This window comes from Hydrogenobacter thermophilus TK-6 (assembly GCF_000010785.1).
Lineage (GTDB): Bacteria > Aquificota > Aquificia > Aquificales > Aquificaceae > Hydrogenobacter > Hydrogenobacter thermophilus.
This window is the reverse complement of the sequence record NC_013799.1, coordinates 555,764-568,509: the sequence shown is the minus strand read 5'-3', so window position 1 is coordinate 568,509 and position 12,746 is coordinate 555,764. Positions and strand designations below refer to the sequence as shown.

At 43.1% G+C, this 12,746-nt stretch carries 12 protein-coding genes; 4 read left to right on the top strand and 8 right to left on the bottom strand.

What is annotated here, in order from left to right:
* The first annotated feature begins 1 nt into the window (after position 1).
* Positions 2-2,593, top strand: a complete 2,592-nt coding sequence (locus tag HTH_RS03015; protein ID WP_012963245.1) for a BamA/OMP85 family outer membrane protein — start codon at positions 2-4, stop codon at positions 2,591-2,593.
* On the opposite strand, the gene galU is transcribed toward HTH_RS03015, so the two are convergent.
* Genes galU through obgE form a run of 7 tightly spaced genes read right to left on the bottom strand, consistent with a single transcriptional unit; the run spans position 2,559 to position 8,536 of the window.
* On the bottom strand, positions 2,559-3,449 hold the full coding sequence (galU, locus tag HTH_RS03010; protein WP_012963244.1) for a UTP--glucose-1-phosphate uridylyltransferase GalU: 891 nt from the start codon (positions 3,447-3,449) through the stop codon (positions 2,559-2,561). The genes HTH_RS03015 and galU overlap by 35 nt on opposite strands.
* Before the next feature lie 58 nt (positions 3,450-3,507).
* Positions 3,508-4,554 (bottom strand): undecaprenyldiphospho-muramoylpentapeptide beta-N-acetylglucosaminyltransferase, encoded by a 1,047-nt coding sequence (gene murG, locus HTH_RS03005; RefSeq protein WP_012963243.1) that lies wholly within the window; start codon positions 4,552-4,554, stop codon positions 3,508-3,510.
* Entirely contained in the window at positions 4,551-5,963 is a 1,413-nt protein-coding gene (gene gltX, locus HTH_RS03000) for a glutamate--tRNA ligase (protein WP_012963242.1), read from the bottom strand. Before gltX ends, murG begins: the two co-directional genes overlap by 4 nt.
* Positions 5,964-5,978: 15 nt before the next feature.
* Positions 5,979-6,650, bottom strand: a complete 672-nt coding sequence (locus HTH_RS02995; RefSeq protein WP_012963241.1) for a YggS family pyridoxal phosphate-dependent enzyme — start codon at positions 6,648-6,650, stop codon at positions 5,979-5,981.
* Positions 6,651-6,691: 41 nt separating this feature from the next.
* Positions 6,692-7,171, bottom strand: a complete 480-nt coding sequence (locus tag HTH_RS02990) for a peroxiredoxin family protein (RefSeq protein ID WP_012963240.1) — start codon at positions 7,169-7,171, stop codon at positions 6,692-6,694.
* Entirely contained in the window at positions 7,162-7,536 is a 375-nt protein-coding gene (locus HTH_RS02985) for a hypothetical protein (protein ID WP_232500459.1), read from the bottom strand. Before HTH_RS02985 ends, HTH_RS02990 begins: the two co-directional genes overlap by 10 nt.
* A complete protein-coding gene (gene obgE, locus HTH_RS02980; protein WP_012963238.1) occupies positions 7,505-8,536 on the bottom strand; it encodes a GTPase ObgE in 1,032 nt (343 codons plus the stop codon). The genes HTH_RS02985 and obgE overlap by 32 nt, the downstream gene beginning before the upstream one ends.
* A gap of 20 nt (positions 8,537-8,556) precedes the next feature.
* Between obgE and prfB the strand changes: the two genes are divergently transcribed.
* From prfB to HTH_RS02965, 3 genes are read left to right on the top strand one after another with little or no spacing between them, the layout of a single operon-like run.
* Entirely contained in the window at positions 8,557-9,666 is a 1,110-nt protein-coding gene (prfB, locus tag HTH_RS02975) for a peptide chain release factor 2 (RefSeq protein ID WP_012963237.1), read from the top strand.
* A complete protein-coding gene (locus HTH_RS02970; protein ID WP_012963236.1) occupies positions 9,666-10,751 on the top strand; it encodes a 4Fe-4S dicluster domain-containing protein in 1,086 nt (361 codons plus the stop codon). Before prfB ends, HTH_RS02970 begins: the two co-directional genes overlap by 1 nt.
* A complete protein-coding gene (locus HTH_RS02965; protein WP_012963235.1) occupies positions 10,748-11,422 on the top strand; it encodes a lipid-binding SYLF domain-containing protein in 675 nt (224 codons plus the stop codon). The genes HTH_RS02970 and HTH_RS02965 overlap by 4 nt, the downstream gene beginning before the upstream one ends.
* Here the strand turns inward: HTH_RS02965 and HTH_RS02960 are convergent.
* Positions 11,399-12,739, bottom strand: a complete 1,341-nt coding sequence (locus HTH_RS02960; protein WP_012963234.1) for an ArnT family glycosyltransferase — start codon at positions 12,737-12,739, stop codon at positions 11,399-11,401. The genes HTH_RS02965 and HTH_RS02960 overlap by 24 nt on opposite strands.
* Positions 12,740-12,746: the final 7 nt, after the last annotated feature.

Below are 12,746 nucleotides of genomic sequence, written 5' to 3'. Positions count from 1 at the left end.
TATGTTTTTTCTCCTTCTTCTTATCTCCCCGCTGATAGTCACTGGGAAGGTTTTTATCATGTCCAACTATCCCCTTCCGGGCAACAACTTGGAAAAGGTGGTAAACGAGAAAAATTATCTGCAGATGGTAGAGGTAATAAAAAACATAGAGGGTGTAAAAGATGTTTTTACCATGCAAGAGGGTGGTGATGTTTATGTATATGTTGAGAGATATCCCATACTTAAGAAGGTGGTAATAAAGGGGAATGTAGCACTTTGGCGAGATACTATAATGAGCCATTTGGGACTTTATGAAGGTATGCCTCTGAAGGATATAAATAAGGAAAGCATAGAGGAGAGATTAAGAAGACTTTACAGGGATGAAGGATTTCTTGATGCCAAGGTGGGGGTTACTCTTGACCTGACCGAGGACGGGTATGTTTACCTTTACATAGGCATTGACGAAGGGGATATCTACTTTACCGCCGGTGGAAGGTACGAAGGAACAAGCTTTAAAGAGGATGAGCTAAACAAAGCCCTCGGGCTTGTTAAAGGGCAGATAGCAAGAGAGAGCGAGTTTGAAGATAAAGTATTCACCTTGCAGGACTTTTACATAAACAGAGGCTATCTTGACAGCTTTGTTTACTTTAAAGGCATAAAAAAAGAAGAACTAAAAAAACCCTTTTTAAATGTTCTATTTCCTACGGACGAAAGGATAACAAGAAAACCCCTTAGGATGGTAGGTTCCTTAGTGGATGGCTTTTCTAACTTTATAAGACACCCCGTAGGTGTATTTGAAGCACTCACAGGAAGAGCTAAAGTGGCTTATCCCACTTTTAGTATCATTGAAGGGAGTAAATATAAAATAGAATTTGAAGGCGCCAAGTACTTTGACAGCAACTACCTTCTTGATATATCCCAGCTCAAAGAGAAGGGTGTGGACCCCTTTTCCCTTGAGGAAGCTAAGGAGATATTAGAATCCGCTTACAAAAAGAAGGGTTTTTTTGATGTGAGCATATCCTACAAAGCGCAGGGTAGCTATGTGGTCTTTAGCATAGCAGAAGGTGAAAGATACACAGCCCTTTTAGAAGGTGAGGAGTTTCCTTATGATGAAGATGTCATAAAGAGTATTTTGGATAAGGAGGTACAAAAACTCAAGAGGGAAAAATACACACTTGCGGAAGGCTCTTACTCTTTAAAGGTGGACAGAGATAAAAAGATAGTTTATGTGGAGCTCAACATAAACAAAGGCAAGAGACAGATACTTAGCAGATTCCTTTACAAAGGCAACGACAGGGAAATTGCCAAGATCTTCAGAGAGTACAACGACAAGCTACCTGCTGTGTACAATACAGACCTCATAGAAGCGCTAAACATTGACATAAAGAACTACCTTTTGAGAAAGGGCTACATGGAAGGAGACTTCAGTATAGATGTGTCTTTGCAGGAAGACGAGGAGAGTATCTACTACACCTATATATATACTGTAAAGGAAGGACCAAGATACAAGTTAGGGGAGGATTTGTACTATGGATACCATCACACTTCCAGCAGAGAGCTCTCTTATATGACAGTAAGGAGAGAGTTTTATTCAGAAAGTGATACCAACAGAACTCTGAGCAACATGATAACCAGTGACATATTCAGTGGCGTAAAGATAGATACCTTCCTTGATAAAGATAAGAAGGAGGTCCACAGACTCATACAGCTATCTGAAGACAAGAGGGGCTTGTACGATCTGTCTTTGGGCTACAACACGGAGGAGAAGATAGTTATAGATACATTTTTGGGATGGAAAAACTTGTTAGGAATAGGATGGAATACAGGTTTGAGGTACAGAAAAACGGGCAAGAGGGAGCTTTACAACCTGGAACTTTCCGATAACTTTCTTTTTACTCGCAAGCTTTGGTTTAAGGCTTCCATCTTTAGGAATTATGAAGAACACAGAAGCTACACACTCACATCAAAGGGCTTTACCTCAAGTTTAGGCTACAGGCTAACCAATAACACATCAGTAGGTCCAATAGTATCAAGAACAACCAATCTGGCTCTTGGAGAGCGTATAGACATCTCTAAGTACGGCATCTTTCTTTTGAGAGAATATAAAGATGACATATTTTCCCCCAAAAGGGTACACTACGATAGCGTAAGCATAACCAGGGCTACGGGTGATAGGGAGTACACCAAATTTGAACTTTCCACCTTTTACCTCATACCTCTGAGAAAAGGTTTAAAGCTCAGCTTTAAGGTGGCAGGTGGGTATGTAGGCAGGTCCGCACCCATTTTTGAGAGATTCTTTTTGGGAGGTTTAAGAGACCTAAGAGGCTACAACTTTGAGAGCGTTGGACAACCGAACGGAGGGAGATACTACACTTTTGGGAGGATAGAACTTGAATTTCCTATAAAGGGTCCCTTTGTGGGCATAATTTTTGGAGATGCTGGGAATGTTGGAGATAAGCTTTCTCAAACCATAAAAAACCCAAAAAAGGATGCGGGGATCTCTGCTGGTATAAAAACACCTGTGGGACCCATAAGGTTTGATGTAGCTATCCCTCTTGAGAAGTCAGCTCCAAGAAGGATCAGACTGTATCTATCTGTGGGATATTATTACTGAGGAGCTGCCTCAAGTAAGATATGAGGTCATCTCTGATGTCATCTCTTTGCAAAGCAAAGTCAAGGACCGTCTGTATATATCCGAGAGGTGTTCCCGTATCGTAAACCTTAGCATCTATCTTGATTGCATAAACAGCTTCGTCCTCAATAAGCAACCTTATAGCATCGGTGAGCTGTATCTCTCCGCCCTTTCCGGGAGGTGTTATTTTAAGTTTTTCAAAGATCCTCGGTGTAAAAAGGTACCTGCCTACTATGGCAAGATGAGAGGGTGCCTCCTCTGGCTTTGGTTTTTCTATAAGATGGTCTACAATGTATATATCCCTCTCTATAAGTCTGCCGTCTACTATACCGTACTTGGAAACATCCTTAAGGTCCACTTCAAAAACTGCTATTACACTCTTACCAAAGCGGTTGTATACTTCTATCATTCTCTCAAGTACGTTCCTCTCATCCTTGATGATGATATCCCCAAGAGCTACCACAAAAGGTTCATAGCCTACCACGGGTTCAGCTACCAATACTGCATGACCAAGTCCAAGCTGTTCCTTCTGTCTTACATATATGGGATTAATCAACCTACTTATTTCCATTATGTTCCTCAAAAGGTCCATCTTTCCACACTGTTCTAGATGCTTTTCCAAATCTGTGTTTATATCAAAGTGGTGTTCAATGGGCCTTTTATGCCTCCCTGTGACGAATATAATGTTCTCAATGTCTGCAGAGATGCATTCTTCAACGATAAACTGTATGACAGGCTTGTCTATTATTGGAAACATCTCCTTGGGCATAGCCTTGGTGGCAGGTAAAAACCTTGTGCCCCAACCTGCTACAGGTAAGACCGCCTTTCTTACTTGCATATCTCACCCCCTACTTTAGTATCCTCAATGATTAAAGGTATGTCTGGAATAGCATTTATCAAGCTACTAAGAGTCTTAGAATGTCCTGACAAGCATAAGGGTTGGCAAATCTCTTTATGTTCCTTGAGAAGTTATCCCTCTGGCTGAGCATGAGTTCAATGCCATTAATAACCTTCTGCAATGTTGCATCCTCTTGTTTTATGACTAAACCTCCCCCTAAATCTTCTATTTCCTTTGCGTTGTAAAACTGGTGATCTCTGGCAGAGAAGGGAAAGGGTATGAAAAGCGACGGAATACCAAATAGAGAAAGCTCAGTGATGGAAGAGGCACCGGCTCTTGAGATGGCAAGGTCAGAAGCTCCGTATATGTGGCTCATATCCTCGCTGAAGGCAAAAACCTTAACGGGGAGCTTCCTCTCTTTATAAAAGCTCTCCACCTTATCCTTATCTCTCTCTCCTGTTATGTGAATGCCTTGCAGGGGAAGGCTTGAGAATATTTCAGTAGCCAGCTGATTTAAAAAGGACGCTCCCTGACTTCCGCCCATCACCAGAAGCACTGGCTTGCCTTTGTCAAACCCAAAACTTTCCTTAATATCTTCCTTTATAAAATTTTGAAGGAGGCGCTTTCTCACAGGAAGCCCTGTTTTTATGACTTTATCCTGCGGAAAAAACCTTCTTGAGTGTTCAAAGGTTATAAAAACCTTTTCTGAAAACTTGCTAAGGAGTGTGTTGGTGGTGCTGGGTACCGAGTTCTGTTCGTGTAGGTAAAGCCCTTTTCTTCTTAAACTTAGTGCAAGACCCAAGGGAAGGCTTGCATAACCTCCAAACACCACACCTTTAGCATTGCTAGTGTGCCTTAGGAGTTTTAAACCCTCGGTCAGAGCGTAATATACCGCCTTAGCTTTTTCCAGTGGACCTTTCCCTACAAAAGGATGGGACTTTAAAAAATGTGCCTTGCAAGGTATGCTATCTTTAAATCTATACTCTATTCCACGCTGAGAGCCTACAAATTCTACATTAAGACCTCTTTCTAACATGCATTCTATGAGAGCAAGGGCTGGAAAGAAATGTCCTCCTGTTCCTCCTCCAGCTACGAAAAACTTCATGCTATCTTTTTAAGGAGACGCTCCACCCTCAATACTATCTTCTCCTTAGGCAGGATATCGCAAAGTATGTCTACGCCTACACCTTCCAGCTCACCTGTTAGGGCTATCCTGAGAGAGTGCCACACATCCTTAGCTTTTACATTAAGCTCCTTTTGTATTTCTCTGGCCATCTCCTTTACACTCTGGGCATTAAGTTGCCTATCTTTTATCTTCTCTAAGAATACAGAGAGTATATCGTACACCCTTGCATTTTCAAGCTCGCTCCATGCATCCTGAGATATATCAAAATCATCAACAAAGAAGGGTTTTAGTCTATCACCAGCTTCCTTAAAGGTTTCAAAGGAGTCTCTTGTCTTTTCAAGCACCCTTTTAAGATAATCTCTGTCGCTAACATCATAACCCGCTTGCTTTAAGAAAGGTGTTATTCCATCTATTAGCTCCTCCAGGCTTAGCACTTCTCTTATGTAAACTCCATTCATCCATCTGAGTTTTTCTTTGCTGAAAACGGCTGGGGATGTGTTTATGTCTTTTAGGTCAAATATTTCTATGAGCTCCTCCTTGCTGTATATTTCTTTGCCTTCTTGGGGTGAAGACCAACCTAAAAGACACAGGTAATTAAAAAGCGCTTGGGGAAGGTATCCCTCCTCTCTGTAGTTTCTTACAGAAACCGCTCCATGCCTTTTGGAAAGCTTGCTCCTGTCTTCACCGAGTATGACAGGCAGGTGCGCAAACTTAGGCACATCAAAGCCAAGCGCCCTGTATATTAGTATCTGTTTGGGTGTGTTGGGTATGTGGTCCTCTCCCCTTATTACATGCGTTATCCCCATGAGTGCATCGTCAATAACTACCACAAAGTTATAGGTAGGTGTTCCATCGCTTCTTATTATCACAAAGTCCCCAAAGTCATCGGTGTTTATGGCTATGTGTCCCTTTATGAGGTCTTCAAAGACTACGTACTCTCCGTAAGGCACCTTAAAGCGTATAGTGTAAGATTTGCCACTTTCTTTTAGCTCCTCCACCTGCTTCTTATCCAGAACTCTGCATTTTCCCGAGTATCTGTAAGGTATGCCTTTCTTTTCAGCCTCTTGTCTTTCTATGCTTAGCTCTTCTGGAGTGCAAAAGCATGGATATGCGTGTCCTAACTCTATGAGTCTTTGTGCATACTCTCTGTAAATGTCAAACCTCTCGGACTGTCTGTAAAATTCGTCCCAATCAAGACCCAGCCATTTGAGGTCTTCAAGGAGCATAGCCTCAAACTCTTTTGTAGACCTTTCTAAATCTGTGTCTTCTATTCTAAGTATGAACTTTCCTCTGTGGTGGCGTGCAAAGAGGTAGCTAAAAATGGCCGTCCTTGCATTACCCAAGTGCAGGTATCCTGTTGGACTTGGGGCAAACCTTGTGATTACCATTTAGTTAATTATACCTTACCTTCTCTCTCCAAAGAGCAACGTGCCAATTCTCACTATGGTGGCTCCCTCTTCTATTGCCACTTCAAAGTCTGTAGACATACCCATAGAGAGATGTGGAAGTTTTACCAAGAATTCGGATTCTAACTTCTCTTTCAGCTCTCTCAGCTTTGCAAAGTAAGGTCTTGCTTTTTCGGGGTCTTCCGTATAAGGCGGGATACACATAAGCCCCAAAACTCTCAGGTTTTTATAACTCAGAAGGTGCTGGTAAAAGGCCAGCAGGTTTTCTGGGACTATACCGCCCTTTGTCTTTTCTCCAGCAACATTCACCTCTATGAGGACATTCTGTACCACATTTGCTCTTTTGTTTATCTCCTGCGCTAAGCTGTCCCTGTCTAAGGAGTGAATAAGGCTAACCTTACCTAAAATATACTTGACTTTATTGCTCTGGAGCCTTCCTATAAAGTGCCAATCTATGGCAATGTCCTCCAAAGCTTGGTACTTTTTCAAAAACTCCTGTACTCGGTTTTCCCCAAAAGTGGAAAGACCGCATGCATAGAATTCTCTTATCCTTTGCGCAGGTACGCTTTTAGAAGCTCCCAACAGGACCACTTCCTCTCTCTTTCTTCCTGCCCTTTCACAAGCCTTCTGCAATCTCTCCTCTACTTCTCTTAACTTTTCGCAGGACATTTTTAAACTATAGCGTTAAACTAACGCTTGCTTCTTGAGCCTCAGCCAGGTTTAAAGACAGGGACATGGGTGCCTGCAAAGATATCCACCTCTTCCTTTCCTGCAACAGCAGAGAGTCTGCTGTTTAGCTTATCAAGGTCAGCCTTAACGAAGGAGCTACTAACAAACTCTATGGTCTTTTCCGGATTTAGCAAGTACAAGGTAGGCACCACCTCTACACCATACTTTTGGGAGACTTGGTAGGTTGGGTAGTCTACCAGCTGGGGAAAGGTAAGGCCGTACTTATTGGCAAACTCCTTTGCATCTTTATCACTATCCTGAACTATACCGTAAAAGGTGATGGCATCGCCGTATAGCTTATACATTTTTTCTACAAAGGGTAGAGTGAGCTGGCATGTGGGACAGGTGACTTTGTAAAATACAAGTAGGACATACCCTGGCGTCTCATAAAGGGAATACCTCTTGCCTTCGTAAGAGGAGAGCTCAAAATTTCCCGCTCTTTCTCCTACCTTTAGGGGCATGTTAGCACCTGGTTATCCAAAGTGTATAAAACTCCACACTTTGGGCTGGGGTATTTGTATCCCGCCTCCTTCAGGTATGGACATGTCCCCAGCTGGCGGTATTCGTCCATACCATAGCCCCTGTCCCAAGAAACAGGAGCTAACCTTCTTGCTACCCTATCCCAATCCCCTGAAACTATTATACCTCTCAAGGGTGATAAGTCCCTGCTTAGAGACTTACCCAGAACAGGGATAGCAAGGGCTACCTTCACAATTTGCCACAGTTTATAACTTGTCCAAGACAAGCCTCTCACCTGCTGCTTCCATCGGTTGACAGGCTCTTGAGCCTGTGGCTCACTGTAAAGGCTTCGTATAACTTTTGTCAACTGTTTCTACCTCCATCTCCTTTATTATAATCTCCTTTAGCTCCTCCAGTCCTTCGCCTGTGTGGGATGATATAGCCACAAAGGGATAACCCATCTTACTAAATTCCTCCTCAAGCTTTTGGAGAGTATTCTTGTCGGATAGCATATCTATTTTTGTACCCACCACTATTTGCCTCTTTTCCAGCAGTTTGGGGTGATACTTTTCCATCTCCGCATTTACCTTTTTAAAGGCATCTACGGGATCAGTTTGCCTAAGGTCAGACACATCTATAAGGTGGAGCAACAGCTTGGTTCTCTCAATGTGTCTGAGGAATTCAAGGCCAAGACCCTTTCCAGCTGATGCATCCTCAATCAGACCCGGTATGTCTGCCAACACTATCCTTCTGCCGTCTTCTAACTGCATAACACCCAGAACCGGTGATAAAGTAGTAAAGGGATAATCTGCTATTTTGGGCTTTGCTTTTGTAAGTTTAGATATGAGAGTGGATTTTCCAGCATTGGGAAGTCCGATGATACCTATATCAGCTATGAGCTTTAGTTCAAGCACTATCCACTTTTCTTCTCCCTTCTCTCCCTTCTCTGCGTACCTTGGTGCCTGATTAGTAGGTGTGGCAAAGCGAGCGTTCCCTCTTCCTCCCCTTCCACCCTTTGCCACCACACATCTTTGCCCTTCCTCTGTAAGGTCGCACAGCACTTTGCCACTTGAGGCATCTATTACAACAGTTCCCAGTGGCACTTCCAAAACAAGGTCCTCCCCATCTTTGCCATGTTGATTTTTACCTCTGCCTTTCTCCCCGCTCTTAGCCCTAAAGTGCCTTTTGTGCTTAAAGTCATATAGAGTGTGCTTCCTTGACGTGGCAAGAAGAATTACATCACCTCCCTTTCCACCATCACCACCCGCAGGTCCACCAAAAGGCTTGTACTTCTCCCTCAGAAAGGCAACCGCGCCATCGCCTCCATCTCCCGCTTTGACGTGTATCTTCACCTTATCTACAAACATTCGTTTATATTTAATATATTATGCTGGCAGATATAAAGAACAAACTTGAAGAGCTAAAGGAGAAGCTTCTTGATGTGCAGCAGGCTATGGACATAAGCTCCATGAAGGAGGAGCTAAAAAAAATAGACATGAGTATGTCTTCAACCAACTTCTGGGAGGATCAGGGAAAAGCAAAGGAGATCACCCAGAGGAGAAAGTGGCTGGAAGAGACCATAAAGGAGTTTGAGAGGATAAAAAGCACTCTTGAAACTCTGCAGGAGCTTTTGGAGGAGGTGGATGAGGAGGACTTAGAAACTCTTTCCATGATAGCGGAGGAGATACAGTCTGTTGAAAAGCCAATAAGGGACCTTGAGATAAAAACTTTTCTATCGGAGGAGATGGACAAGAACAATGCCTACCTTACGGTGCAGGCAGGTGCGGGTGGCACCGAAGCTTGCGATTGGGCTAGCATGCTTTTGCGTATGTATAGAAGGTGGGCAGAAAAGCACGGCTATGAAGTAGAGGTGATAGACATAAACCCCGACGATGTGGCAGGTATAAAGAGTGCCACACTTCTTATAAAAGGTCCTTACGCTTATGGATACCTCAAGGGCGAAAGCGGTGTGCACAGACTTGTAAGGATCTCCCCCTTTGATGCCAATGCAAGAAGGCATACATCCTTTGCTTCTGTGTCCGTGGTTCCACAGATAGATGAGAAGATAAACATAGAGATAAGGGAAGAGGATATACAGATGGAAACCTTCAGAGCGAGCGGGGCAGGCGGGCAGTATGTAAATAAAACGGATACGGCGGTAAGAATAAGGCACATACCTACAGGTATAACTGTTTCGTGCCAGCAAGAAAGGTCCCAGTTTCAAAACAGGCTAAAAGCTCTTGAGCTTTTGAAGGCAAAACTCTATCAGCTTGAGCTTCAAAAGCTTGAGGAGAAAAAGAAAGCCCTTGAAGGTGAGAAAACGGACATAGGCTGGGGATATCAGATAAGGTCTTATGTATTCCAACCATACCAGATGGTAAAGGATTTAAGGACTGGCTTAGAAGTGGGAAATGTAGATGCTGTAATGGATGGAGACATAGACAGCTTTATAGAAGAATATCTAAGGTGGAAGGCTAAGGAGAAAGTGAAAGTTTAATGTTCTTTTTAGAAAAGGACAGACTCATAGAAGTTTTTGAGCGTTTAAAGGGCGATTATACAGTAATAGCGCCTAAGATAGAAAAGGGAGCTATACTCTATCAGCGGGTGAGTGCCTTTGAAGACCTTCCCTTTGGCTACAGGGACCATCAGAAACCCGGATACTACAGGATTGAAAAGATGGATACTGAGGAGTTCTTTACATACACCCATCCTGTAAATTCCCTTAAAAACTTCCTGCATCCACCAGAGCTTACCCTCATACGCGTAGAAAAGGGCGATAAGCGCGTGAGATTCTCTTATGATGTACCCAGGGAAAGGTATGCCTTTTTTGATGTAAGAGCCTGTGATCTGAAAGCATTAAAAATACTTGATGGGGTTTTTATAGAAAAAAATAACTTTCCGGATCCCTATTACAGAAGCCTGAGGGAAAATATCTTTGTTGTTGCGGTAAACTGCACTTACGCAACAGATGTGTGCTTTTGCGCCACGCTTTCATCAGGTCCAGAGGTGAAAGAAGGTTTTGACATATGCCTTACTGAAATTAGGGAGGGTTTTGTTGTGGAGGTGGGAAGCAACAAAGGTATGGAGCTTTTAAAAGACATGCACTTGAAAGAGGCAAACAAGGAGCAAATAAAAGAAAAAGAGAGAAGAGTAGCAAACTTAAAGGTAAGAGAGGAAAAACTACCAGAGGATCTCAGAGATAGACTTTACGAAGCTATGGAGCATCCTTTTTGGGACCAGGTAGCAAAAAGGTGTCTTGCATGCACCAACTGTACGCAGGTATGTCCCACATGTTTTTGTTTTGATGTGCTGGAGATCAATGACATGGATCTCAAGGAAAGTGTTAGGATGAGGGTTTGGGATTCGTGCTTCAATTCGTCCTTCGCAACACTGCACAAGTTTAACCTTAGGGAGAGCATAATGTCTCGCTACAGACAGTGGCTGATGCACAAGTTTGCCTATTGGGTAGATCAGTTTGACACTTTGGGGTGTGTAGGATGTGGGCGCTGCATTACCTGGTGCCCAGTAGGTATTGATGTGCTTGAAAGTGTAAAAGAACTTTTAAAGGAGATAGGGTCATGAAGTTTATCTTTGCTATCTTAGCTTTGGTTAGCTTAGCTTTGGCGGTAGACAAAGAGGATATGGAAAGACTTGTTGAAGAATCTACGTGGGTAGTAAAGGACCTAAGGTTAGGTGCGGAAGGTATACCAGAAGAGCTTCTTAAGAGAGCCAGAGGCGTTATAGTCTGCCCGGGGCTAATAAAGGGAGCTTTTATATTCGGTGGGGGTGGTGGTAATTGTACGGTAAGTTACAGAAATCCCACTACAGGAGAGTGGAGCGCACCGGCTTTTTATACTCTCGCGCAGGCTTCCGTGGGATTTCAGATAGGTGTGGAATCTGTTGACCTGCTTCTCGTTGTGAATACAGACAGGGGTATGAGGAGTCTCCTCAGAAACAAGGTGAAATTGGGAGCTGACCTGTCCGTTGCTGCGGGTCCTGCTGGCAGGAGCGCATCCGCCTCCACAGACTTAGCTCTTAAGGCCGATATATACTCTTATTCAAAAGCCAAGGGCATATTTGCCGGAGTGTCCCTACAAGGCGCCGTGCTTATACCTTATGAAGATGGTATTTCCGCTTATTACGGTAAGCATCTTACTCCAAAAGAGATACTCTTTGGAAAGGTCCAAATGCCTCCATCGGCCGTGAAGTTTACGCAGACTCTAAAAGCTTTAACCGTTAGGTTTCAACCTTAAAAGCTTTATCTGGTAAGAATCTACATGAAAGCGCATGAGAACCTCTCCAGTTTTTTCCTCCTCACAGCTTATTGAGTAAAGCGCGTTGGGAAGTTTTTGCTTTAGGGGTTCACCCTTGGCAAGGCTTACATAGAGACATACAGACAGCTCCTGCCTACATTGACACTCTATAGCACTGCTGAGGTCTATACTTTTTATAATCTTTTCCGCTATTAACTTGCGGGAGCTTTCTCTCTGGTTGAAGTATTCAAAGTATACAAATCCGTACGCAAACCTCAAAAGTATGGTAAGTAGAATAGTTGTATAAAAGAGTTTTCTAAAGCCTGCATTTTCCGTGCTTTTGTGCATGTAAAAGGAAAATATCACGGCAAGGAGAGGGTATAGAGGCATCACATACCTACCCGCTGAGTTGGAAAAAAGGTAGGGAAGGTAGTTAACAAAAAAGACTAAACTTAGAAGCCTGATATCTTGTGGAAATTCAAATTTCCTCTGTCTTATAAGCATATAGAGTGCAACAAGGAACAGCAAGCTGTTGGGAAGCATGTCCTTAAGGTTGAAAAAAGGAAAAGTAAGCATATGCTTTGTTCTTGAAAAGTCTCCGCTGCTCACTCTACTAAAACTCTCGTCAAAGAGGGTTTTCAGGTAAAGAAGAGGGTCACAAGTGTTTACAAGCCACAAAGCTGGCAAGATCAGGCTAATGCTATGCACAAGAAGGACTTTTCTACTTGTTAGGATATTCCACCTTATTTGGTATATAACAAGAGACAGAAAAGTCAGAGCATAAAAAGCATAAGCAGGGAAGCCCTTCAAAAGTGCGCCTATGCCAGCAAGAAAAGAAGCACATACTCCCCAGAGTAATTTATCCTGCCTGAGCCATACATGCAGAGACAGCATCATACAGAAGGTGAAAAAGGCAAAGGTCATATCTATCTCTGCTAAGTATCCGTAAAAGAATAGTACATTTCCAAATGTTAAAAAGGACAAAGCTGAAAGCAACGACAGGGAAAGATTCTTAAAAAGATGGTAAGAGAAGATAAAGATGACCAAAAGGGTGAGCGCCAGAAAAGTTAGACTGACTGCTCGTGCGGTAAGCTCGCTCCAGGGTATAAAGTTAGAGTAAAGTGCTATCAGCCAGTTAAAGAGGGGTGGCTTGTTATAATAAGGCTCCCCCAGAAGGTAAGGCTGGAGGTACTGGGAGCTTTTGGACATCTCATAGGCTATGGTGACTCTAAGAGACTCTTCGTTCCTAAACTGGTAGGTGTTTATGTTAGGAAGCAAAGACATAAAAGCCAGCAGAAGGAGGCTCAACAGTCCCACATTGGCT